Origin of the sequence: Nocardia jinanensis (assembly GCF_014645735.1) — a bacterium.
GTDB classification, from domain to species: Bacteria; Actinomycetota; Actinomycetes; order Mycobacteriales; family Mycobacteriaceae; genus Nocardia; species Nocardia jinanensis.
Map to the genome: position 1 here is coordinate 25,431 of NZ_BMMH01000025.1, position 24,403 is coordinate 49,833.

The 24,403-nt window shown below is 68.1% G+C and carries 17 protein-coding genes and 1 pseudogene; 6 read left to right on the forward strand and 12 right to left on the reverse strand.

The window, feature by feature from the left end; genetic code table 11:
* Nucleotides 1-1,906: 1,906 nt before the first annotated feature.
* The gene (locus tag IEY68_RS31060) at nucleotides 1,907-3,430 is read right to left on the reverse strand and encodes an FAD-binding oxidoreductase (protein ID WP_058856677.1); all 1,524 of its coding nucleotides are present in this window, start codon (nucleotides 3,428-3,430) and stop codon (nucleotides 1,907-1,909) included.
* A gap of 889 nt (nucleotides 3,431-4,319) precedes the next feature.
* On the opposite strand from IEY68_RS31060, the gene IEY68_RS31065 reads away from it, so the two are divergent.
* Nucleotides 4,320-4,595: a DUF2283 domain-containing protein gene (locus IEY68_RS31065; protein WP_063000464.1), complete on the forward strand. Its 276-nt coding sequence runs from the start codon at nucleotides 4,320-4,322 to the stop codon at nucleotides 4,593-4,595.
* Between the two features lie 34 nt (nucleotides 4,596-4,629).
* Here the strand turns inward: IEY68_RS31065 and IEY68_RS31070 are convergent, their stop codons facing one another.
* Nucleotides 4,630-5,889 (reverse strand): cytochrome P450 family protein, encoded by a 1,260-nt coding sequence (locus IEY68_RS31070; RefSeq protein ID WP_058856711.1) that lies wholly within the window; start codon nucleotides 5,887-5,889, stop codon nucleotides 4,630-4,632.
* A gap of 441 nt (nucleotides 5,890-6,330) precedes the next feature.
* Between IEY68_RS31070 and IEY68_RS31075 the strand changes: the two genes are divergently transcribed.
* The 4 genes from IEY68_RS31075 (at nucleotide 6,331) to IEY68_RS31090 (ending at nucleotide 10,055) form a co-directional block, all read left to right on the forward strand.
* On the forward strand, nucleotides 6,331-6,777 hold the full coding sequence (locus IEY68_RS31075; protein ID WP_058856681.1) for a nitroreductase family deazaflavin-dependent oxidoreductase: 447 nt from the start codon (nucleotides 6,331-6,333) through the stop codon (nucleotides 6,775-6,777).
* A 287-nt stretch (nucleotides 6,778-7,064) separates the two neighbouring features.
* Complete coding sequence (locus IEY68_RS31080) at nucleotides 7,065-7,676, forward strand: MFS transporter (RefSeq protein WP_058856682.1); 612 nt, start codon at nucleotides 7,065-7,067, stop codon at nucleotides 7,674-7,676.
* 1,015 nt (nucleotides 7,677-8,691) lie between these two features.
* Nucleotides 8,692-9,588: a class I SAM-dependent methyltransferase gene (locus IEY68_RS31085; protein WP_063000462.1), complete on the forward strand. Its 897-nt coding sequence runs from the start codon at nucleotides 8,692-8,694 to the stop codon at nucleotides 9,586-9,588.
* A gap of 326 nt (nucleotides 9,589-9,914) precedes the next feature.
* Nucleotides 9,915-10,055, forward strand: a complete 141-nt coding sequence (locus tag IEY68_RS31090; RefSeq protein ID WP_156426386.1) for a hypothetical protein — start codon at nucleotides 9,915-9,917, stop codon at nucleotides 10,053-10,055.
* A gap of 278 nt (nucleotides 10,056-10,333) precedes the next feature.
* Here the strand turns inward: IEY68_RS31090 and IEY68_RS31095 are convergent, their stop codons facing one another.
* The 7 genes and pseudogenes from IEY68_RS31095 to IEY68_RS31120 form a co-directional block, all read right to left on the reverse strand.
* Complete coding sequence (locus IEY68_RS31095) at nucleotides 10,334-11,347, reverse strand: DUF5914 domain-containing protein (RefSeq protein ID WP_058856685.1); 1,014 nt, start codon at nucleotides 11,345-11,347, stop codon at nucleotides 10,334-10,336.
* Nucleotides 11,344-12,933 (reverse strand): FAD-dependent oxidoreductase, encoded by a 1,590-nt coding sequence (locus IEY68_RS31100; RefSeq protein WP_058856686.1) that lies wholly within the window; start codon nucleotides 12,931-12,933, stop codon nucleotides 11,344-11,346. Before IEY68_RS31100 ends, IEY68_RS31095 begins: the two co-directional genes overlap by 4 nt.
* Nucleotides 12,930-13,262, reverse strand: a complete 333-nt coding sequence (locus tag IEY68_RS31105; RefSeq protein WP_058856687.1) for a lycopene cyclase domain-containing protein — start codon at nucleotides 13,260-13,262, stop codon at nucleotides 12,930-12,932. Before IEY68_RS31105 ends, IEY68_RS31100 begins: the two co-directional genes overlap by 4 nt.
* Complete coding sequence (locus IEY68_RS31110) at nucleotides 13,259-13,606, reverse strand: lycopene cyclase domain-containing protein (protein WP_058856688.1); 348 nt, start codon at nucleotides 13,604-13,606, stop codon at nucleotides 13,259-13,261. Before IEY68_RS31110 ends, IEY68_RS31105 begins: the two co-directional genes overlap by 4 nt.
* A 9-nt stretch (nucleotides 13,607-13,615) precedes the next feature.
* Nucleotides 13,616-14,611 carry a phytoene/squalene synthase family protein gene (locus IEY68_RS31115; RefSeq protein WP_058856689.1) on the reverse strand — a complete coding sequence of 332 codons (996 nt, stop codon included), beginning with the start codon at nucleotides 14,609-14,611 and terminating at the stop codon, nucleotides 13,616-13,618.
* Nucleotides 14,608-14,865 (reverse strand): annotated as a pseudogene (locus IEY68_RS36540) (hypothetical protein); the annotation flags it as partial. The pseudogene IEY68_RS36540 and the gene IEY68_RS31115, both read right to left, overlap by 4 nt.
* Before the next feature lie 176 nt (nucleotides 14,866-15,041).
* Nucleotides 15,042-16,352, reverse strand: coding sequence for a glycosyltransferase (locus IEY68_RS31120; RefSeq protein WP_058856712.1), 1,311 nt, complete (start codon nucleotides 16,350-16,352; stop codon nucleotides 15,042-15,044).
* 594 nt (nucleotides 16,353-16,946) lie between these two features.
* Here IEY68_RS31120 and IEY68_RS37225 point away from each other — a divergent pair.
* Nucleotides 16,947-17,237, forward strand: coding sequence for a MerR family transcriptional regulator (locus tag IEY68_RS37225; protein WP_373293041.1), 291 nt, complete (start codon nucleotides 16,947-16,949; stop codon nucleotides 17,235-17,237).
* Nucleotides 17,238-17,335: 98 nt separating this feature from the next.
* Here the strand turns inward: IEY68_RS37225 and IEY68_RS31130 are convergent, their stop codons facing one another.
* From IEY68_RS31130 to IEY68_RS31140, 3 genes are all read right to left on the reverse strand, one after another.
* Nucleotides 17,336-18,676 carry a family 1 glycosylhydrolase gene (locus IEY68_RS31130; RefSeq protein WP_058856691.1) on the reverse strand — a complete coding sequence of 447 codons (1,341 nt, stop codon included), beginning with the start codon at nucleotides 18,674-18,676 and terminating at the stop codon, nucleotides 17,336-17,338.
* 348 nt (nucleotides 18,677-19,024) lie between these two features.
* Nucleotides 19,025-19,408, reverse strand: a complete 384-nt coding sequence (locus IEY68_RS31135) for a hypothetical protein (RefSeq protein ID WP_156426387.1) — start codon at nucleotides 19,406-19,408, stop codon at nucleotides 19,025-19,027.
* An 88-nt stretch (nucleotides 19,409-19,496) separates the two neighbouring features.
* A complete protein-coding gene (locus tag IEY68_RS31140) occupies nucleotides 19,497-24,206 on the reverse strand; it encodes a cation-translocating P-type ATPase (RefSeq protein ID WP_082681622.1) in 4,710 nt (1,569 codons plus the stop codon).
* Nucleotides 24,207-24,403: the final 197 nt, after the last annotated feature.

The following is a 24,403-nucleotide window of genomic DNA, read 5'->3' on the forward strand; positions in this document are numbered from 1 at the left end:
CCAGCGGAATGCGGTGTGGCCGGGGTTTCGACGGGTGGATCGGATGGGGCGGGAACGGCGGAATGGCCCGTGTCGGCGGCACTCACCGCAATGTCGGCCCCGGCCGGAATGTAGTCGGCGGCGGGGTCGCCGGTGGTGTGGGTTGCCGAGTCGGTGACGGTGGCTGGTGGGGTGGTAGCCGGGCCGTCGGGTGCCGAGACCGCGGTGGTGGCGGACGCGTCGCCGGCGGCGGGGCCGGTCGAGTACCGAGTGACGGTATCCGAGTGGCCCGCCGGAGCACCGTGCGTAGTGGGGCCCGGGTATGAGTCGATGCCGGTATAGGCGGTGGTGCCGGCTTCTGCCGTGACGCCCGGGGTCGTGCGGTCGGGGGTTGTTGCCGATCTGTCGCTGGCTGGAAGGTGATCGGTTGTTGCCGCGGCGGGATCAGGATCGGGTACGGTTCCCGCTGCCCCGACGACCGATTCCGCGACAGGTTCTCCCGAACTCGCCGGGACAGCCGGCGGCCTGTCGCCGGGACTGGATGACAGGTGTGCAGAGCCGGTCGCGGTAATACCGGGTAGGTCGGCTCGACCGGACGGACCCGATGCGTGCGCGTTCATGGCACGGGTGAAGATTTCCGCCAGGTCACTCGGTTTCGGGGACCTTGCAGGGCGGCCGAGCGGCCCGGCCGGTGGGGGCGGTGGGGTAGCCGAATGGCCGATTGTGTGTACACCCCCGGATAACAAACCCTCCAAGGCGCCGCTGACCGCGCCCAGATAGAACTCCGACCCATCGGGCATCACGGGGCCGCCGCTGTACGCACTCGCGGCCACCGCGCCCCCCAACGTGCCCGTCACCCCACCGGCTACCCCAGCCGCACCACCGGCCAACAGCATCGCCACCGCATTTGCTCCCCGCGTCCCTGCCGCCTGCAACCGCGCCAACGCCCCCGCCAACGGCCGCGTGTACAGCACTCCCGCACCCAAACCGCCGGCCGCGCCCCCGGCGCCGGATACCGTGACCGTTTCCCAGTCGATCCTGTCGCGATCCCCTCGTTGCTGCTGCCACACCTGTCCACCCCAGGTGACGCCACCGCCGAATACTCCACCCACCACGATTCCCTGGCCGATCAACGCCGCACGCGATGCCGACAACCGAGCACACAGCGCCACCACCGACTCGATCAGCTGCACCCACGCCAGTTGCCATCCTTTCCGCGCAGCCGCCCGCACCCCGGCTGCCGCAGCCGGCCCGGCCACGGGCATCGCCAGCGACGCCAGCAACTCCACCACCAGCGCCAAACCCATGACAATCCAGGTGAACTGCCCCAACTCGATGGTATTGGCCGTCTCGCGGCACTCCACCGCCTTGCTCTCGCAATGCGCGGCCAGGTAGCGCTTCTGGGCCGCCGACCCGACGAGAACCCGCTGCGCCTCAACCGCTGTGTCACCGGATAGACACCCCGGCACCGACGATGCCACGCCCTCGAGCCCCTCAGCCTCGGAACGACACCTTCGTGCCGCCCGCTCCCAGGCATCGCCCCCCACTCGCAACGCCTCCGGATCGCCTCGCGGAAACGGGCCCAGCACCGGCTCACACACCCCCAACGGAAAGCTCTCCGGCAGAGCGACCAACCCACTCACCTCGACATGACCATCGACCCGACAACAGACTCAGCACCGGCAGAGCACAAGGTCTCACACCTCATCCCGGCCGCCCACCACTGAGAACCCACACCTGGGGCTGCTGCACGGATAGGTGACCCGAGGTGCCGCGCGGGCCCGCTCGTTCCCGCAGCGGAACGTCGCCCGTTCGCTGCCGCCGTGGCGCAGGAAGACAGCCACCGCCGGAGGTCGGCGATGACGTGCCGGAACCCTCCGGGCCGACAGCGGCCACCCGGGGTCGGGGAGCAGCGGCGAACGGTCGATCAGTGTGACGCGGGCGGGATGCTCTGTTCGTACTGGAAAACGTTGTGGGGGTCGTACTTCGCCTTGATCCTGCGCAGCCGCTCGAAGCGCCCCCTCCCCCAGTAGGCGGTCCCCCACTCTTGCATTCCGACGTTCGGCACGTTGACGTAGGCGCCGCCGGTGTAGGGGCGCAGCGCCTGGCTGAACTCAGCGGTCCAGGCCTGGGCCTGCGAGGTCAGCGGGTCGCTGACGCCGGGTTGTGTTGAACGAGTCCCCCAGGCCGCGCCGATCTCGCCGTAGAAGAGCGCGTCGCGATGCGCGAACGCCGTGCCGCCGGGGGGCTCCCGCTCGATCGCCCCACCGAAGGCATCGACGAAATAGTTGCTCTCCTCTGTGGGAGCGTTTCGCATGAAGTCGCCGATGATGTCGATCGCCTCCTTCGGGAACCGCTCTTTGACGAACTGCGAGAAGAACTTCCAGTTCGCGGGCTCTTGCGCGAGCGGGATCTGGGCTCCCGCGAAGAAGTCGCCCCAGTTACCGACCTGCACCGTGATATCGGGCGAGCCGACCGACAGGATCGGAGCCAGCATCTCTCTGGCCTGTGCCGCTGCTCCCTCCGCAAGCCACGCGGACAGCAGTATCTGGGACTTGTGGATCTCGAGCTCGGATCCCAGACGGCTGTCGGCGGACGGTACCGTATGTTGCCACGCCTCGAAGACCTCGTACAGGTCACCGAGTCCATCCCATGTCGCCTGCACATAGGCGAGATGATCGAGCGGATACACCTTATAGGTGAGTTGTGTGACGATCCCGAAGTTGCCGTTTCCCGCCCCGCGAAGCGCCCAGAGCAGGTCGGAGTGGTGCTGCAAGTCCGCGTTGATCACCTCGGCGCAGTCGTGACCCGACGCAACGACGATCTCGGCCGCCATCAGGCTGTCGCAGGCCATGCCGAGCCAGCGGTTGAGGGGCCCGAGGCCACCACCGAGCGTCGCACCACACAAGCTCACGCTGCCCTCGCTCCCGGTGGTGACCGCAAAGTTCTGCTTCGCGAGCGTCGTCACCGCTTCCAGTTGGTTCAGCCCGGCACCGACCGTCGCGATACGAGCGCCAGGGTCGATCTGTACCGACTTCAGCCGGCTGACGTCGATGACGATGCCGTTGTCGATGTTCGACCAGCCTTCGAGGGCGTGGCGGCCGCTCCGCACCCGCAGCGCGATGTTGTGCTGCCGCGCCCACGTCAGGGCGTTCACCACGTCCTGGGTTTCCTGTGCGAAGACGATGACCAGCGGATAGTGAGAAAAGAGCTGGTCCCAGCCGAGTCGCGCTTCCGTGTACGACGCGTCACCGGGGCGGACGATATGGCCGGTCAGCGGCGCGGGCGGGCATCCCGGGCTGTTACTCGGGTGGCCCACGGCCACAATTCGCGGGGCGCTCGCGTCCGCGATATCCGGCGTGTCCGCGGCCGTAAGGCCCGAGACAACGACTGCTCCGACGCCGGCGGCCGCCGACGTCCTGAGCAGGTCACGGCGAGAAAGATCGCTCAAGGTCCAGATCCTCTCAATCGGGCTACGCCAGTACCGCCTGCCGAGGGAACTCCTACCCGCCGGCCGTCAGGCAGTCCTTTGTGGTCGACCCCCGCACGGTAACGGGATGACGTGGCGGTGTGTCCCGACACGCCAATCGAGGACGATGACGACACCCAAACGAGGTCCCGGCGGGTCGGCCGGACCCGCAAAACCGGACTCGTCGATTCCGAACGCGCCGGAGTGAACGTGGTCCACCACGCTGAACGCGAGGCCCTGTCGGCGCTGTGCGTCGTGCTGGACCCCAACTATCGCCGCTGCACCGCTCCGGATCATCGGTTTCCGGGGCCGGGCGCGGTGCGCGCGGCGCGATAGGCGACCCAGCCGGCCTCGGCGTATGGATCACCGGGCGGCCATACACCGTTGTTGTTGCCGGCGATCACATGTTCGACCTGTCCGTGCTGATCCGCCGCTCCGCCATCCGGTCCAGCGCGTGCTGGGTGTATCCGGCGATAGTTCGGCCCGCCCCGCACAGCTTGGAATCCGCTATCGCTCAGAGTGTTCACCGTCGACGCGGTCACCGCCACGGAAGCCGAGTCGACACCGAGGGCCGCAGGACTGTCGGCGACCGCGGCCGCGACGGGCGCGCGGAGATGCCCCGCTGAATGATGCACCTTCGGCGCCCCGAACACACTGATAGACAACAGTTTTGGTACCGAATGGCAGAGATGTGTCACCGGTCCGGACGAGAGCCCGGCCCCGGTATTCGCGCTCCTGCCACCGAGAACGGTCTGGCGACCCCCTCCGGCAGCGAGGGCATGTCCGTGCTCGTTGCACCGGTGCAGCAGCGCTCGGTAGCCTGCCGGTAAAAGGTTCACGAATATCGGAGCCGACCAGGGGGGATCGACCAGTGACCGGAACACCGCAGCACTCGTTCATCGGAGAGTTGACCTGGGACCGGCGGGCCGACGCCGCCTATCTCGCGATAGCATCCGGCGAGCCCGGGCCACGCCGAGCCGCATCCACGCTGCCGGTCGAGAACAAGGACGGCGAGCTGGTGGCAGCACTGGATTTCGCTTCGGACGGCACACTCCTCGGGGTGGAATTGCTGGACGCCGCCACGCAATTGACCGCCGCGATGAAATCAGCGGCCATTGATATCACGGACGGCCGCCCGGCATCCTGACCGTCGGTTTCGGCATGTTGTAGGGCTCTTCGGGCTAGATTGTCAGCGGCGCGGATTCGGGAAACTCCACCGGTAGTGCGGTCAGCGCACGTTGGAAAGGTCCGGGGCGCCAGGTGAGTTCCCCGGCCGGTACGGCGAGGCGCAGTTCGGGCAGTGCGTCGAGCAGCTGGTCGATTGCCTCCTGCGCCACCAGATAGGCCACCTCTTTCGCCGGGCACATATGCGCTCCGATGCTCCATGCGAGGTGGGCACGGTTGTCGGTGTACTCGCCGGTATCGATGGCCGGATCGTTGTTGCACGCGGCGAGGCTGATCATCACCGGCTGATGGGCGGGTAGCCAGACGCCGTCGATCAGAACCGGCTGGCGGGGGAAGGATACCGCGTAGTTCGCCACCGGCGGGTCGGTGAACAGCACCTCGTCCACGGCGTCCCGCGTCGACAGGCTCCCGCCGATTACGCCGCCCGCGAAACGCTCGTCGGTGAGTATCAGCCGGAGCGTATTGATGATCAGATTCTGCAGCGGTTCGATCCCTGCTCCGTAGAAGCTGAGTACGTTGTGCATCATCTCCTCGTCGTCGAGGTTCGCCGGGTCGTGCACCATCCGGGTGACGATGTCCTGACCGGGTTCGGCCCTTTTCAGGCCCACCAGATCGGCCATGGCCTGCTCCAGCATGGCACCGCCGTCGCCGGCGTCCGCTCCCGTTCCCTCCACCATTGCGGCCATTCCTGCCGCCGCGCGCCGACCGATCTCGGACGGACAGCCCAGGATGTCGTTGAGGAGCGCGAAGGTCAGCGGAAATGCGTACTGCCCGATGAGTTCCGCCGAACCGGTGGTGCAGAAAGCGTTGATGAGCGGAACGGCGATCCTTTCCACTCGGCTGTGTATCGAGAACGAATCGACCCCACTCACCCCGGCGACGGTTGCCTGCCGGTAACGGGCGTGCACGGGGCCGGAGTTCCGGACAGCCGACGGACGCCATTCCAGTAGGGGCAGGACGGGGCAATTGCGCGGGATTCCTTGCTGCCAGATACGGGAATCCGCCGGGAAGTGCTCAGGGTCGTTGAGGATGCGCACAGCGGTGTGGTAGCCGACGACGAGTGTCGCCGGGACGCCGGGAGCCAACTCGACCGGCACCAACGCACCGTATCGGCGGCGCATTTCGCGATAGGCGCGGTGCGGTGCTTGGGCTATCTCCTCGGAGTAGAACGGAACCCGGGGCCCGTCGGTGCTCTGTGGTGATCCGTGGATGAGCGGGACAACGGTGGACTGAGCGGCGGGCGGCGGCAAAAACAATTGTGTCACTCCAGATGTGCAGGCGGATGTGGCGCCCGGGAGCAGCTCTGCCGACGCCACCGGAACACCCGAGGCGAGATTACTCGAGGAAGACCCCCGATCCGTACCGACCGCCCGGCATTGATCACTTCGAGCGCTCGCATCGACGGCGACCCGCGGCACCTGACCGCCGTCTTCGGCATCGGCACGACCACCGCCATACGCTGGGCCACCGACGCACGCCGGCCGCTCGACGACACTCACGCCGCCACATCCCCGGATTCCCAGCCGACCCGAGCACCCATGCCCCGGAACGGGATCCCTCGGTAGGGTGAACCTGGCATCCACGCCCCCGAGCCGACCGATCCATCGATCTGTGTGTGATCGCGCCGCAGTATGATCTCGACCCCGGGCCGCTCATATCCGCAAGGGCTGTCGACACCGAATTTCCCAGGAGTACACGTGGCAAACGAGAGCGGCGTCCGAATCCCCCGCTGGCTCACACCGATCAACCGGGCGATGGTCGCGATCAGCCGGGTAGGCGTGCCGCTGCCGATGGCGCTGCTCACCGTGCCGGGCCGCAAATCGGGGAAACCTCGGACGACTCCGGTGACGCCGTTCGAATACGACGGCGTGGAGTATGTTCTCGGCGGCATTCCCGGCGCGGACTGGGTGAAGAACGTACAAGCCGCGGACACCGCGGAGTTGAAGCTCGGACGGCGGCGACGCACCGTGCGGCTGGTCGAGATCCCGGCGAGCGAAAGCGAACCGGTGCTGCGGGAGTTTCCGCGGCTGGTGCCCACGGGTGTGCCGGTCATGATCAAATCCGGGGTGGTGACCAGTGACGATCCGGACGAGTTCGCCGCGCTGGCCGGCCGGTGTGTGCTCTTCCGGATCGATGACGTCTGACCGGACGTGGCACAACCCGGCCCGGCGGTGCCGTGGTTCGGCCGGCGATGCGTACGGCGAGCGGCATCCTCAGCAACGGCCGCAGCCGGCGCAGCCCGGCCGCACCTGAATGGCCCCGAGGAGGGATACCATTTACCCGGCGCCATGCGAGCAACAGCGGCTATCGTGAGCGCATGGCCGCTATCCCGCCTCCGGGGAACCACACAGTATCTGGAGCAGAACTTCCCCGGTGGGCACTGATCGGGCCCGGAATCGCCTCGATCACAAGTTTTTTCACGATTACCTCGGTGTACGAAGCCGGACGGCTGTCCCATATGATGATGGACACCGGTTTGCTGCCTCGGGAATTCCTGCTGATGGGCGTCATCCCGTATCTGCTCGCCGCCGCGCTCACCTTCGCGCTGGGCTTCCTGCTCGGCGGGCGTTTTCCGACGGCGCTGCTGATCCCCGCGCTCATTGTCATGATCATCGGTGTACTCCTCACCTCATTTGCCAGTGGCAGCGCAATGTTGCTGGTGGGCCGCGCGATCAGCGGACTCGGCGCCGGCGTCGCGGTGGGAGTCGCCGTGGCGGTGGTACGACGGGTCAAGGCTCCGCGGGCTGTGGCGGCCACGGCAGTGGCAGCGCTCGGTGTCCTGGCTGCCGTGGCCGCACCGTTTGTCACTCGAGCACTGTCGGAGGCGACCAGCTTCCGGATCGCGTACCTGGCGACGGTCCTTTTCCTGTTCGTCGCTCTGCTCGCCAGTGCGGTCAGCGGAATCGCTCGGGCTGTTACAGCCGGTCGTCCCACCCAGCCCGGGCCGTACGGGATGCCCTACCCGGCGCCGTATCCCGCTCCGCAACACCCTGCACCGTATTACCCCACCGCACCATATCCGCCCCAGGCCCCAGGTCGCTGAACTGCGACAGCGGCGCACAGTGAGCCGCTGGATCCGCGTGGGCCGCCCACGCCGGTCGCGCAGTTGGACGACTGGGCTCAGACCATGATCGAGGGCGTGTCGCGACCCCAGATGAGGTGCCGCTGCTTCAAGTCGCCCAGCCTTACTACTACCGGCCGCTGTCCCGGCGATTGGAAGTAGATACCGACCAGCGCGATAGCCAGCAGGTCCGGGAGGCCGGCGGACGCCTCGCCGCCGCACGCCGAAACCGGATCAGGGCGACACTGATCCGCCCAATGCTGACACATTGGCTCTCGGCGTGACGATCTTTGCGTCCTGAGACGCCACACACCGGCGGAGCGGCGAACAGGCGGTGCGGCGAACAGGCGGTGCGGCGAGAGTCGCCTTCGCGGCCGTGGTCCCGGCCGCGGTCGAACCGACCACGGCCACCATCGTCACGTCCGCGGGGACACTGATCACCCTTCGAGGCGACAACCGGCGCGCCCACGCCCTTCCCGATGAGCGGAGCCGCTGCCGCGCCTGTACACAGCATACGAGGCACCGAACGCGATCCGCACTCCGGCAGACTGGTCCGCTGGCTCGTCGATCGCGCATCCACCGGCCACACCACCACCCGCGGGGCACCTTGGTGGCTGAGGAACTCGATCGCGGCGCGATAACAATCCTCGGTCGTCGGGAACTCGCGGTCTTCGCGGGGCTGCCCGGTCGCGGAGATCACCGTCAGTCGGTGACTGAGCAACGACCTGGGGCGGAAACCCATCACATCATCGATATCGGTGATCCGGGAGACGGTTTTGAGCTGGCACGCACCAGCAGACACGCCCTCGTGGTCTGGCCCGGATAGCCGTGGCACTACGCCGGGGAGAGGATAGTGAATGCAGTGGGCCGGATGCCATGGCACATCGCTTGACCTGCCGACCATCAGGTCCCCGTCGACGTCGATATTTCTGTACCCGAGTTCGGGCGCGTGATTGTCTTGTCCATAGCTACCGATTCGATCGGGAGGTGTTCTGTCGTGCGAACCGATGGAGACGAATGGGATATCGTCACCAGCGTCGGACTCACCGCACTGGGGGTCGCAACCTTCAGGGCGCTGGAATCTGCCCGGCCCGACCCGTTCATCCGCGACGATTACGCGGAACTGTTCGTCCGGTCCGCTGGTGAACCGCGCTTTTTGGACATACTGGCGGATCCGCCGACGCTCGCCGGTTCTCCGCTCGTTCCAGGGTTCATCGGGTTGCGGACCCGGTTCTTCGACGATTTCTTCCGATCGGCCGGTGCGGACGGTATTGCGCAGGTTGTGATACTGGCCGCAGGGCTGGACGCGCGCGCATACCGCCTCGACTGGCCCGCGGGAACCACCGTCTTCGAGATCGATCAACCCGAAGTGCTCGAATTCAAGAACCAGGTCCTGGCCGAACACGCGGCGAAACCACGCGCCGCTCGCCACACCGTGGCGGTCGATCTGCGGTCCGACTGGCCGGCCGCCTTAACGGCGGCCGGCTGGATCCCGGACGCGGCCACGGCCTGGTCGGCCGAGGGACTCCTGCCGTACCTACCCGGCGCGGCTCAGGACGCGCTGTTCGACCATATCGACGAACTCAGCCCGCCCGGCAGCCGAATCGCGGTGGAGAGCACCCCGACAGGGCCGGCAACCAGCGGATTCGAAAGTGTGGAAGAGAAATACCTCGACAAGAATCCATTCGGCGATCTCGACCCGACCGAACTGTTCTACAGCGACGAGAGGACCGATCCCGAACAATGGCTGAACGACCATGGATGGTCGGTACACGCCGCCACACCAGCTGAGCTGGCCGACACCTACGGCCTGACACTTCCCGATCTCCCCGACGAACTCGAACAGCACTGGCAACGACCGCGGTATCTGTCCGCGGTGCGGGAGCCACACTGAGCAGCGGGGAGCAGGTCCGCCGAGCTCCGGCCACCGGTGGACCGGAGCGCGAATACGAGGTCACCCGAGTGTGCGTCGAAGGTCTCGGTCCGGTAGCCGCCATCGGTGCGTGTGCGGACTCGCCCGGCGGCACGAAGGTTCGCGCTCAGCCGCCATCACGGAGGCGTTGCTGGCGGCCGTGCGGCAGTGGCCCGTCGAGGGGATGCCCGACGACCCGCGAGCCTGGCTGGTCACCGTCGCCTCTCGCCACGTGGTGGACCGCCGTCACCCGCGCCCTACGCGACTACGACTCGACGACCTGGACCCCACTGACGCTGGTGATGCTCATGTCCAGCGTCTCGCGATTCCTGCGGATGGAAGAAGCCTTCGATATCGACACCGGACACGCCGAGATCACCGCCGTCATCGACGGCTTCCTGCGCGCCACCGAAGGCGAGCGGAACACCCCGCCGCGACCCACGCTGTGAGAGACGCTCCCCCGTGCTGCGGTCTGTCTCACCGGCGAGAGGCCACGACTGGCGGAAATTGTCCAGGTTATCGCCGTACCGCCGCGGTCCGGACCGGCAGTTCATCACGCACCTGGCGTCGGTCGCGCAGCGGCGACTGTCCTATCTCTCACTGACAGACCGGATACGAGCGCCCACGATCGCTGATCCGCCATCTAGGCAACCCTCTGGGCGGGATACCCGAACCTCACCCATCGGGCCGGCGGCGAAGCGCCGAGGGCACTGAGACCCCGCCGCTCTCATGTTCGATGGGTACGCAACAGGTATCGGCGTTCGGCGTAGGCCATGTCGTCGCGCCACAACCGTGTCGCCGCGCGATCGAGTACCGGACGCAGCAGCGGCAGCACCCGGCGCGCGTGCCGGAACCCCGGTCGTTCGGAACTCGCGATGGTCGCTTCCACCACCGCCGTACGCACACGGCCGTCCGAGCCCGGACCCATCGGGGTGGCGTGTGTTTCGACAACACTTCCTGCCCCTTCCCCATCGACGATGCGCATCATGATGGTGCGCGGGTCCGGGCAGCTGAATTCGGCCTGCACCGGTACGCCGAGCCGCCGGGTCACCCGGAATGTCACATCGAGGAGAAACCGGTGGTTTTCCTCGGTGATCCCTTCGCGCGGGGGCGTCCGCGTCACCTCCAGGCGGGCGAACGAATAGGGGTGGAACCAGGAGCCGTGCCAGGGGTCGAGTCGATTGGCGATGATGTCGCCCGGCTCGCATACCCCGACCAACCGGGTCACCGCATGCACCGCGGGGTCGGTGGGACGCGGACCGATGATCGGCGCGTCGGTCGGCGGCTCCGCCCCCAGCGAGTCCAACCGCACCCACGCCAGCACACCGTCGTCGAAGCTCGGGTAGGGGCACCATCGCGAGCCGCTGCCACCGGGCCCGATCCGAAGACCGTGCCAGCGGCAGATCAGCGCGTCGTTCTCGACCTGCGCCGCCGCCAGAGGCGCACCCAGATGTGGGCAGGCGCCGGGGCCTGCGTGCAGGTTGCCTGTGTCGTCACGCCAGGCGACGACCTCCCGTCCGCCGACCCTGGTACCGAAGGGATGGCCGCGGCCGATCGCTCTACTCGCGGCGATGGCGTACCAGTTACCCGAGGGGCGCTGTTGCGACCAGCGCAGTGCGGCCTCGATCAAGCCGGGGTCCGCGTCCTGACAGGTCGGTTGCTGCCGCGACCACTTCCCCGGAGAGAAGCGTTGTAGAGGCGAGTTCTTCGGCCACCTGACAAGTGCGGTGCGAGTGCTCATCGGGGTAGCCTTTCGCGAGTCGCGACAGTGCGCAGGAACGCCGAGCGCCCCCGGGCGGGGACCGTGTGCAGGGTGTGTCCGGCCGCATCCCACTGGCGCAGCAGGGTGTTGGCCGCGATCCAGCCGGTGGTCGCGGCGCGTTCCATCAAGGCCACCGGCAGATCGACGCGGATACCGTCACCGGCGAGGACCAGCCGTGGATGCGGGGTGCCGATACCCGGGCGCGCGGCGAAGTCGCCGGGCGAGAAGCGCGGGCAGTCCTGGCGCCACAGCATGGTCTCTCCCACGATCTTCGCCGCCGCGGTCTCCGGGTACATCGAATGCAGCCGCGCCAGCAGCCTGTTGCGCAGCTCTGCTCGCGCCAAGGGCGGCGGTGTCGTATCGGCCACCGCGTAGGCGTGCAGTTCGACGACACTGCCGCCGGTGGCTCCAGCCCAGTTCGCGGCCTGCTGTTCGTAACGATCCAGCACGCTGATGTTGTCGAGCGGAGCCGAACCGCCGGCGCCGAGGAAACACGCTCGTTCGGCGCGCACCGGGCGATCCAGCCAGAGCCGGTGCACAGCGAATGCCGGCGCGCTGGCCAATGCGGCTACCCGCGCGCGCCATTCGGCGTCGCCGAGCGTCGGGGACGCCGCGACAATGCGGCGCAGCCCGGCGATATCGGCGGCAAGCACCACCGCATCGGCTCGCGTGGTCGCCCCGGTGTCGTCGGCCAGCCGGAATCCGTCGCCTTCGGTGTCGATGCGGTCGACGGATACACCCAGATGGAAGAGGACCGAGCCGGGCAGCCGGGGCGTACTCGGCGCGGTGAGATACTCGGCCAGCGGCGTCCACAGGCTGATGTCGAAATTGTCCCGCGCGACATCGAAGACCAGGCCCTCACTGGATCCGAGAAAGTAGATGTGGAACATCGTCGCCAGCTCGGCGGCGGACATGCGCCCAGGCTCGATGAAAAAGCTACGAGAGAACACCTCGAACGCCAAGTGCCGGGCCGCCTCGGGAAAATTGATATCGCGCAGGAACGTTTCCGCGTCGAGGTGATCGAGCCGGGCGTAGATCTCCGGCACCGACACCGCGGCCAGCGGCGCCGCGGCACGCGCGTCCATCCGGACCAGATCGCGTAGCCGGAAGGTGGGACTGCGCAACGCGAAGGCCAGTGCGTTCCACGGCGGAGTGCGCGGCAGCCCACGGAAGGTGTCGCGGCGGCCGCACGCGTCGACCAGCGGATAGTCCTCCAGCCGGTGCAACCGACCCAGCTGAGGATCACTACGCACCAGCAACTTTCGAAGGTTGTAATACTGAGCGAAGAAGGCGTGGAAGCCACGGTTCATGCCCACCACGGTGTCGTCGGCGAGTCGTTCGCTCCACCCACCCACACGCCCGCCCAGATACCTCTCCCGCTCGACGACCTCGACGTGGCAGCCTCGTTCGGCCAGACCCGTCGCGGCCGCCAGGCCCGCGATCCCGGCGCCGACCACCACCACCCGCGGCGGCGACCCGTGACGGCTCAGATCGCGATGGCCCGGTGTCGCCGGATAGCGCACGCGCCGCCGATCTCGCCCGTATCCGCTGCTCGCCACGGTCATCGCCGGGCCTCCACCTGTCGCTGTAGAGTCCGCTCCCATCCCAGCAGGACCGCGGTCACCAGGGCGAATCCGAACAAAAAGTCCTCCACCGGAATATCCCACGGAAATCGGAGCCCGAGAATGTGTTCCGGGTTGTACACCACGATCGGCGCGTCGAGCCTGGTGAGCCAGCCGTCCACCAGGATCTGGAAACCCAGGACGATCAGCATCGTCAGCCAATAGGCCGGCCGGCGGAACAGTCCGGTACGCAGCAATGTCCGCTCGGCCAGGCACACCACGACCACCGCGGCAAGTGCGGGCAGCGTGTATCCGACTCCGGTGAGGTTCATCGCCCGGCGGCGTTCTCGGCGCTGTCGAGGCGGCGCCGCACGCCGAGCAGCGTCTCGACAGCGACGAAGGTGAGCAGACCGCAAATCGGCACGACGGCGAAGAACAGCAACTCCTCTAACGGCATCGCACCGGGCAAGCGCACCCCGAGGGTGTATCGGTCGTTGAAGCCCCACACATCTGCGGCGATCGCCACCAGGTCCCAGATCAGGAAAAGCGCCGCGGCGGGCCACAGCGCGCCCAGCAGCAACCGCGGCCGCCGATAGACACCGGCACCGAAGAACTCCAGCGGCGCCGTCAACGCGAGACAGCAGAGCAGAGCGAACAAATAATGCCAGTGATCCATGCGGTCTCCTCAGCCGTGCTCACGCGGATCGTCGATCTCGGACAGTGGCGACAGCAGTTCCGTCCCGGCCCGAGGCGCGGGACCACTCGTCCGGCCGGCCCGCCACGCACGCAGCAAACCCGCCGCTCCGACCCGGATCCGCCGCCCGTTTCCTACCGTGGCCCGGTGACCGAACACCTCGAACTCGCGGGCTTCTATCCGATCGAGGATCTCGCTGTACAAGATCGACGCCGTCTCCACGCAGGGACGTGATCGGGGCGCCAGCAGTTCGATCCCGCGGCGGGCGCAGGCGTAGACGGCCCTGGTGATCTCGTGCTGTTCGGCCAGCGCGCGCCGCACTCTCGGCTCGACCCGGCGATGCCTGCGGCACCACAGCAGCAACTCCCGGTCCACACCGTGGGCCGCCAGCTCGTCGGCGGGTAGGTAGACGCGGCCGCGCGCCAGATCTTCGTCGATATCGCGTAGGAAATTGGTGAGCTGAAAAGCCTTTCCGAGTAACGCGGCATAGCGCGTGGCCGCCGCCACCGGGCCGGTTGTGCCCAGAACCGGTAGCAATTGCATGCCGATCACCTCCGCCGATCCGTAGACATAGCGGTCCAGCGCGTCTCGATCCGGGTAGTCGGTGACCGACAGGTCCATACGCATCGACGTCAGAAACGCGTCGAACAGATGCCGAGGAATCCGATAGGTCTCGGCGGTGTGCAGCACAGCGGCCAGCACCGGCTCTCCGGCGGTATCGCCGGCGCCGAACTGCGTGGCGAGCACCTGCAACCGCGCGGCTCGCTCGTCCGGAGTCAGCACCGGGTGGAACTCGTCGAGAATATCGTCGGCGCGCCGGGCGAAGCCGTAGAGAGCATGTACGGCCGGCCGCTGATCGGGTGCGAGCAGCCGGGTCGCGAGGAAGAACGTCTTGCCATGGGCGGCATTGAGCGCGCGGCAACACTGGTACGACTGCCGCAGTCGTGGATCGGTGATACCCGCCGCGTCGAGCTCCCCGCGGGTCATCTCGACGTCCGATCTACCGTCGAGCCGGGCACGAAGGGGCGCCTCGCCACCTTCGGGCACCCGGTGATGCGGTCCGCAGCGAGCCGTCCGGAGATCAGCACCGGCCGGATACCGACACCCGACACCGTCGAGTCCCCCGCGAGCACCGCATTATCGATACAGCGAATCAAGTTGGCGGGCGGGATCGGTCCGGGCTGGGCAAAGGTGCGCGCCGGCGCGAACGGGCTGCCCGCCGGCATATCCCGCCGGGCCCACGAAAGGGTCGGCCGATCGAGCCCTGCCGCAGGCGCGCAGGGCGAAGCTCGGCCGAGCGCACCCGCCGCAGATACGCCGGCGGCTCGTCGAGCGCTCGGAGCCGGACGTACCACCGCTGGAAACCCGTGGCGAGATCCGGTACCGGCAGGTCGGGCGAGGCTGAAAGTCGCTGTATTCATCGAGGTTCTCCATCTCGGGATGACCGTATGCCGTCCCGAAACCGTGCCCCGGCCAGCTCGGCGAGGACATCCGAGATCACCTCGAATGGCGACACCTCCGCCATTTCCCGCGCCAACCCGGCCGCTGCTGTGCGATATTCGCCGTTGTTCAGCACTCGGTCGACCGCCGCCGCCACCGCGGTGGGTCGTGGGCGCGCAGTACCCAGATCGATCCCCGCTCCCGTATAGGCCACCCGCGCCGCGATCTCCGGCTTGTCGGCACTGTCACCCGCGACGATGATCGGTACCCCGCAACGGAGGGCCTGTTGCACACCGCCGTAACCACCGTTGGTGATCATCACATCGACACGCGGGAGCAGGTGGGAGTAGGGGACGAAATCGGTGACGTACGCGTTGGCCGGAACCGGACCCAGCGGCGCCCGCGAACCACCCGTGCACGCCACGACAGTGATATCCGCGCGCCCGCTCAACGCCGTGAGCGTAGGCCGGATCAGCTGGTCGAGATCACGGTTGTCCCAGGTCCCCTGGGTTACGTGAACGATGGTCTTCGCGCCGGACAGCTCACTCCACCAGCTCGCCGGTGGAGCCACCTCGGAGCCGCCGTACGGAACCGGTCCCGTGAACACCACCGACGAGGGCAGATCGCCGCGCGGATACTCGAAGCCGGGCACCGTGAACTGGAGCAGCCGGTCCGCCAGCGTGGGCCAATCGAGCAGATATTTCGGCGCGGGCCCGAGACCGAGTTCGCGCAGAATCGCATCGAGTCGTCGCTGATTACCACCGAACAACATGTGCCGGACGAACCAGTTCATCGCCGTGTAGTCGCGGCCCGACTGCGGCTGCCAGCCCATACCGAACGGCGGAGTGTCCGCACTGGACAGCATCAGCGGTACGACACCGCAGGCCAGCACTGGGGGACGTGCCGTCTCCGCCAGCAACAACGGAATGGCACCGGTGAACATCACGTCGGCGAACAGGGCGTCGACACTCGTGCCATCCAGCTCGGCGGTCACCGCGCGGAACTGCGCGACCATCGGATCGAGAAACACCGAGCGCAGCTCCGATCGCCCGGTTCGCCACCGGCCGAGCAGACCCGGCGGCCGGCCGCGCAAGGGCTCGGTCGGCGTCCCCGCCGCGGCCAGCGGGTGGGCCGAGCAGGGCACACCCTGTGCCGCCACCATTTCGTGGAATGCGGCACCGGTCAGAAACCGCACCTGATGACCGCGGTGCCGGAGTTCCACCGCCAGGGCCATCATGGGCCGCACATGCCCGGGTATCGGACTCGCCGCCACGAGATATCGAGCCATGCCGAGATTCCTTCGCTGGTGATCCGCCATGCCACCCGGTGGTTCATGCACGCCGATCGGTCGCACCGCTACCCACGACCGCCGCCCGCGACGGGGCGACCTGACGGACACATACTCGACAGCCCGCGCGGTGGTTGCGATGTGTATCGAACACGATCCGCAAAACCGGCCATACGGCCCTGGTCGGCCTTCACACGCTGCCGTGCGTCATCTTGCCTCCGCACGAGGCAGAGTAGAGCCACCCGACGAGAGCCCTAGCGATACTCAGCGCCGGCCGGGCCGGACCACTACACACGCCACTGCGGACTTGTCCCGCAGAAAAGTATTTCAGAACTCGACGATACGACCGATCCGACGCGCCGCTGGTATCTGGCGAGCGGAGGGCAGTCCGCTGAGGGCTTCGATACGACCGATGTCGACCTTCTGCAGAAATGGCCCCACTTCGCAACCACGGCCACGAGCCGGGTCGCAGAGGAGCCGGATACCAGTGCAGGCGCCCCTGCCGGGCGGCTCACCTGCGGGCGGCCTCCCCTTTCGATGATCTTGTGAGAGGACTTGTGGACGGCGAAGGGTTCAGCGCAGCACGACCACCACATGCCCTGGTCAGGATATCCGGTCTACCCGATCGCGCCGGCCGCCGAGCCGGCCGGAATCGGTGTGCAAACCCTGCGGCTCTACGAACAGCACGGACTGATCACCCCTCCCACAGCCCGGGCGGCACGCGCCGCCACAGCCGCGACGAGCGGGACGCCGGACACCTGCACCGCAGCACCCTCGCACCACCGACGCGCCGACCACTTCACGACACGAAATCACCTCCCGGTGGAGATCGGCGCCCAACTGAGCACCAACCGGCCGTACTCCTGGGCGTCGGGCGGGCGGTGATCCCGGTACTGCTCGCGCAGGTTCGAATCAGGGCCGGATCGGTATTTTCGCACTCGGTGCGCACGTCTCCACTGAGAGGGCGTGCGGACTGTATGCCATCAGGGTGCGGCGGCAACGGGGCGCAGGCAGCTGGCCGGGGGGTCGATGAGAAAGCAGGGTGCCAGGCCGCGGGTGGGCCGATAGTCGCCGGGGACGCCGCCTTCCGCGATGGTCCGGGTGTACGTGGCGACAGCGTCGGTCGGGCGGCGAGTGAGGCTCGGGTCGGTGGTCGTGTCGACGGTGTAGAGGCCGAACCGGGGACGGAAGCTGCCCCATTCGTAGTTGTCGGTGAGACTCCAGTAGTTGTAGCCCATCACGTTGATACCGTCGGCCTCGGCGCGCTGGATCCAGTAGACGGTGTCCTGGAGATGGGCACTGCGGGTGAAGCCGTCGGCGCGTGGATATCCGTTGTCGGTGGCCATACCGTTTTCGACGATGTAGAGAGGTTTACCCGGGAAACGGTCGGCATAGTGCCGGAGGGCGAAGTAGATTCCTTCCGGGCGGATCGGAAGCCCCCAGATGGGTGGTCCGGGCGGGACCGCCGATCCGACGGCGCCGCCGAGATATTCGATGATCGTCCGCGCCGGGTCGTAGGCCCAGTAGTAGTCGATTCCGACGTAGTCGAGGCGGGCGGCGATACGGTCGACGAGAGCGCCGTTGATCCGGTCCTCCGCGCCGGCGACGTAGCCGACATTGCTGGTCACCTGAGCGTTCGGCCGGACGTGGTGGATATGGTCGTAGATACTGTTGTGCGCCTGCGCGATCCGGTCCAGCATCTGGGCGGCGTCGGCGCTGCCGCGACCGGTCTCGTGGGCGATGTAGGCGACGGGTTCGTTCACGGTGACCCACAGCGGGTCTCGGGCGGCGTAACGGTCCACGACGGCACGCATATTCGCCAGCCAGTCCTCGACGATGGTCGGACTGCGCCAGCCGCCCCGGTCGGCGATCCAGCCCGGATACACCCAGTGGTCGAGGGTGATCATAGGTCGCATACCGGCCCGGGCAATGCTCGCGATCACCGAGTCGTAGAAGCGGAAAGCCTGCTCGTCCCAGGCCCCCGGCGCCGGCTGCAGGCGTGCCCATTCGACCCCGATCCGGAACACCCGCACGCCCAGGTCCGCGGCGAGGCGGATATCGGATTCGTAGCGGTTGTAGAAATCCACCGAGTTCCCGAGGCGGTCATAGGCGGGGTTCGCCGCGATATACCGAGTCCAGTTGCTGTCGGGCGCATGGCCTTCGGCCTGGAACCCGGAGGATGCCACACCCCAGAGGAACCCGCCGTCCAATCGTGGTAGCCCGGCGGCGGGTTGCGGTGCGGCGGTGGAGTGCGAACAGAACACTACGGTCGAAACGAGAACCGTGAGGGAAGCTACCCAGTACCGACGGAGCCGTGGACGCATCGCCTCAGGGTAATGCCGGCGAGCACAGCTCGGCCCAGAAACGCCGATCCTGCGGATATGACGCGTCGGCCCCTCGATCTGAGACGCAGTGAGTTCCGCTTACCGGACGCAACAGGGAGTTCTCACGCTCGGCGACGGCCATGTCGTCACTCCAGGCTCTGCACTGCACGGTCACGCCGTCACGGTTCGACCGGGCGCACAGCGTCGTCGCCACCGCAACCGCGATGGACGAAGCCCTGCGGCAGGACATTTGTCGCCCGGCACGGTCACGGGGACATCGCTGTAGTTGGTCCCGGCCACTTCGACCATATTGCTCAGTGGCCGGGCATCAGGTCCGTGCCGCCGTCGCTACGTCCCGGCCGTGCCCGCACCCGCAGGCTCGGCGGAGGTGGCGGGTTTGCGCAGGCGACCGATGATCAATCCCGTGGCCGCCAGCGCACCGGCGATGGGCCATTCGACCGCACCGGCGACGGTGAGCGCGCCGAGCCCGCCGTAGTAGAGATAGCGGGTGGGCACGGACAGCTCGATCGGGCCAGCCTTCATCCTGATCCCCTGCCCGGGAATCGCGACCCGGGCGTTGAGGTAGGGCAGATCCAGGGTGGCCTCAGGTGCGTTCTCGGTGGCGGGCTGTTCGGCCGGTTTCTCCTGGGACACGGTCGATTTCTCGGAGGATTTCCTGCTGGGGGCGGTAGTCGCTCGGCCGGTTTCGGTCGTTCTACTGTTCGAAGGCATGGGACACGATCCTTTCGTCGTCGATAACTACCCGGGTTGGTTGTCGTCGCCCCATGGACCGAGGCCGTGACAGCGGGCGCGATCATCATCAGTGGCCGCGCCACGAGGGAGCAGAAGGCAACCGCTCGGCCCGCTCGATCAGCTCCTCGGTGCGCCGGGCGAACCAGGTCGGGGAGAGCACGACCACCGCGGTCGTGGCGGTGACTGCGGTAAGCACACCGGCCCAGGCCACGGGGCCCAGCGGCGTGCACCCGAAGAATTGGCTGACGCCGGGTGTCTCGACGATCGCCACGAGCACCGCGGCACTACCGACCGCGGTAGCTACCACGAGGGGATCGCCGTGCCGCAGTACCAGCGTCTGGGCGAGCTGGGCGCCCACCAGCGCCGTCAACCCCATTGTCGCGGAGCGCCGTCGGGTACCCGGGGTCCACCTGCCGATCGCCCAGGCGGCGGTGGCCGCGGCGGCGGTGGCCGCACCGCGGCGGACGATCGCTTCGATCAGCGGGCGGCCGAGCGAGGGAGCGGGGCCGGACAGAACCGACTCCGGACAGCCCGGCCCCGCCGCCGCCGGGTGCATGGTGGCGGTCGAGGAACTCGGTGGCGATACGGCAATGGCGAGGGCCGGGAACATATCGGTGAGCAAATTGACAAGCAGGAGCTGGCGGGTGCTCACCGGCGCGCCCCCGCGGCCGAGGGCGGTGCCGAGGATCGTGAACACCACCTCTCCCGCATTACCTCCCAGCAACAAGGTCAGGGCATCCCGGACGCTGGTCCACATGTTGCGGCCCTCGACGAGTGCGTCGAGTAGTGCGGTGAGGTTCTCTCCGGTCAAGACGAGATCCGCGGCCGCACGTGCGGGTGAGGAACCGCGCCCGGTCACCCCGATACCGGCGTCGGCCATCCGGATCGCCGCGGCGTCGTTGGCCCCGTCGCCGACCATGGCCACCACCCGTCCGCATTGTTGCAGGGCCGCGATCACCTGAACTTTCTGTTCCGGGCCGACCCGCGCGAAAACCTGGGCCGAGGCCGCGAGTTCGGCGCGGGTGTTCTCGTCGGCGGCTTCCAGTTCGGTGCCGGTGACCACGCGGGCGTCGGCGGGAAAGCCGAGTTGGCGCGCTATCGCACGAGCGGTGACCGGGTGGTCCCCGGTGATCAGCGCGATGGCGCATCCGGCAGTGATCAGCCGCTGTAGCAGGGGGCGCGCCGAGTCGCGGACGGTATCGGCGAGACCCACATAGCCCGTGATGGTCAGATCCGTCGCCAGTTCCTCGATTCGTTCCGGGTCGAGGTGGGACTCGGCCCGGACCGAGCCGAGTTCACACTGGGCCACGGCCAGCACCCGCAAGCCCTGATCCGCGAGCTGGTGCACGAGGGTGTCCGCGGCGACCCGGCCGGCCGCCCCGCTGTCGAACCGGCAGCGGGGCACGATCACCTCCGGCGCGCCCTTGAGCACCAACCGGGCCGAGGTATCGGGGCCCGCGTCGGCGGCAACGACGACGGCCGCAGCGTAACCCCGGCATGATTCGAAGGGCATCTCGGCGATCACGATCGGATCGGATACCTCATCCGGAAGGTGGGCAGCGGCGGTGAGGATCGCCTCATCGGTGGCGTGCGCATGACCGTCGCCGGTGTGCGGACGAGGACACGCCCACGCCGCCGTACGCAATACCGGGGCCGCCACCGGGTCGGTGATCGCCGGATACCCGCCGTCCGGGGTGAAATCCGGTGGTACCGCCGTGACGACATCGAGCCGGTTCAGTGTCAGTGTGCCCGTCTTGTCGAAACAGACCGTATCGACCCGGCCGACGGCCTCGAGCGCCCGGGGGACCCGTACCAGCACTCCGAGTTTCGAGAGTCGGCGGGCGGCAGCCAGTTGCGCAACAGTCGCCACGAGCGGTAGCCCTTCGGGGACGGCTGCCACGGCGATGGCAACCCCGTCGGCTACCGCCCGGCGCAGCGATCCGCGGCGGACCAGCGACAATCCGCTGACCACCGCGCCGCCGGCCAGAGTCAGCGGCAGCACTCGGCCCGTGAGATCGCGTAGCCTGCCCTGCACCCCGGTAGCCGGGGCCACACCGGAAACAGTGGAAATGGCGCGGTTCGCCGCCGTGGCCGCGCCGGTGGCCACGACGATGGCGCGTGCGCGCCCGGCAACGATCGTGCTGCCCTGGAACAGCATATTGCTGCGCTCGGCGGTGTTACCGGCCACCGGCCGAATGTTCTTGGCCACCGGAACCGACTCACCGGTCATCGACGATTCGTCGACCTCCAGGTCCTCGGCGACCAGGAGCCGCGCGTCGGCCGGTACCACCTCCGTGGCGCGCAGATCGAGGATATCGCCGGGCCGCAATCGCGTGGCGGCAACGACGGTGACGCGGCGCGAGGTCCGCGCCGCGTCCAGCCGACGTTCCACGGTCGCCGCCCTCGGAACAGCCACCCGCCGCACAGCCTGTTCCTGTTCGGCGAAGAGAGCTTCGGCAGCGTCCTCCGCGCGCAGTCGTTGGATACCACTCACCAACGCGTTCACGCTCATTACTCCGGCAACCAGTACAGCATCGACATTGCTGCCCAGGATCGCGGCGGCCGCGGCGCCGATGGCGAGGATCGGCGTGAGGGGATCGCGCAGTTCACGGCGTGTGGCCCCGGCCAGCCGGGCGATCAGAGCCGTGGGCGCGCGCAGCGTCTCGCCCACGACACCACTCGACAGTCCGGACAACACCTGGTACCACCCCGATGCCACCACCGGTTCCGGTGACCGCCTGCCGCGCAGAACTCGCGCGTACACGATCGCGGGATCGAGCGCGTGCCAGGCCGTGAGCGGTTGGGGCAGCGGATCCGATAACCGCAGCACTCGACGCGCAGCGAGCCCGCCCAGGATCCAGGCGGTCGCGGCCGCAGCGTCGACCGGGGCGAGCCACCGTCCCGGACCGAATCGGTTCCGCCGGCCCGTTTCCCCGGTGACCACCAGCAGCCCGGACAGCATGCTGCCCGCTTTGGCCAGACGCACCGCGGTGTCCGCGGCCGGGCCGGCTGCCGCGACGGCCGCGAGTACCCGGACAGCGGCAGCAAGATCGGTGCCGGTGATGAGGTCAGCGGTCCAAGGTGCGACGCCCGCGGGATCGTCGATAGCGAGCCCGATTTCAGCGAGCGCCAGCGCCGCCAGAGTATCGGTCGCGGCGGAGTCCGGGTGCAGTGCCGAGATCAGCATGACCGGACCGCGGTCCTCGCGGAGATCCCGCACCAGGTCGAACAGATGGGTGCTCGGGTCGTGCGCGGCGGTGACGGACGCGGCGAGGTCCTCGGTACCTTCCACCTTGCGGAGCACCACGCGCGCACCGATACGGCGCGCCATATCGATCAGCGGAATCGAATAGGGGTCGAGTTCCCAGCCGATCGTCACGGTGGCGACCACGTCGCCACCGGCGAGCAGATCCGCATACTCGGCCCCCGGCGCCGCAGAATCGGAACGCTCGTGCCAGCGCAGAGTTGCGCCGTCGAACCGTACCTTCTCTTCGGATGCGGTCACCCGCTCACCGTGCAGGAGCGCATCGGCGACCTCGAAGACCCGATCGTGGTGCCATCCCGGCGCCCGAACCTGGACATCCAGCACAGCGCGAGTGTCGCCACGCAGGGCCGCACCATCGATCACGACCACCTGGACCCGGTCCAGACGGCGCAATACGTCCGGGACCAGAACCAATATGCCCGCCTTCGCCAATCCCCGGCCCAGAACGGCCGCGAAGGCCTCCCGGCCCAGGTGCGCCGCCTTGGGGATCCCGGCCAGCACCGTATCGGCGATATCGTCGGCTGTACCTCCCGCGAGCAACGTGCCCGCGGCCGCCACGAGTGACCCGTTGGCAGCTTGTTCGGCATACTCCTCGACCGAGCCCGCGACCACCTCGCGACCCCGTGACCCGGCGGGGCCGGCCGGATCGGCGACCGGGCACGCGGTGTCCGCGGTCGCGATCACCGCCGATGCGTGCCGGAACCCCGAACCGAACTCCGCCGCCGGGCACCGCGGTCGAGTGGCAGCGGCGAGCCCGGGTTCACGCTCACACCAAGCCTGGCGATGAGCCAGCGTTTCGGAAATCTGCGCCGCACGCTGGACGAGATCCAGCAGTGGTGCGGCGGGAGCCCGACCGAGCCCGTGCGCGGCCGCGGCGACCGTGTTCAACAGCAGATCCGAACCTGCTCGTCCGAGCTTCGCTTCCAGCACCGCAACGATCCGCGGCTGGTGGCCGATCACCGCCGCCGCAGCACGAGCCGCCCGCGGCGCCCGCGGAAACCGGCCCAGCCATCCGATCGCCGCGGTGCCGATCGCCACGATATCGACCATCGCCGCCACCACCGGAACCGCGAATGACAGTGGATCCCCCAGGCCGGCCGCGAGCCCTCCGGGAAGCGCTCCCGGATCCAGCGACTCGCCCGGTAGGTCGGCGACGACGCCGCGGATCATCCGGCGTATCTCGTCCGGATCGGCGGCCTCCTCCCGCTCGATCACCAATCGTCCGAGAACATCCTCGATATGGGCGGAGACGATCCCGGGAACCGCAGCGACCAGGCGTTCGAGCTCGGCGTACCGCCGAGCCCCATCGGGCCGCGGTAGGACCCGCGCGAGATCGATATGCAGCCTGCGGCCGGCCGACCACGCCAAGGGCACAGACGTCTCGTCCGCTCCGGCTCCAGGTGGACCGCCGAGTACAACACGGGTCCATTCGCGAACCGGTCCGACCGCGGGCCCCACGAGTGCCGGCACGAGCAGTACAGACGCGGATCCGATACGCACGGTCGACGACATCAACGCTCCGGCGGACTGCCCGAACCCACCGAAACCGATACCCCGCACGCCCTCAGGCTTCTCGAGTAGTCAGTCGATGCATTCGGGCGAGTGTAGGCGTGGCTCGGGGATGCTCCCTGTATGCGTGCCACACGTTGCGATATCGGGACCCAACTGTGTGGTCGGCGAAGCCACCCGCCCATGAATCCGGTCGCGAC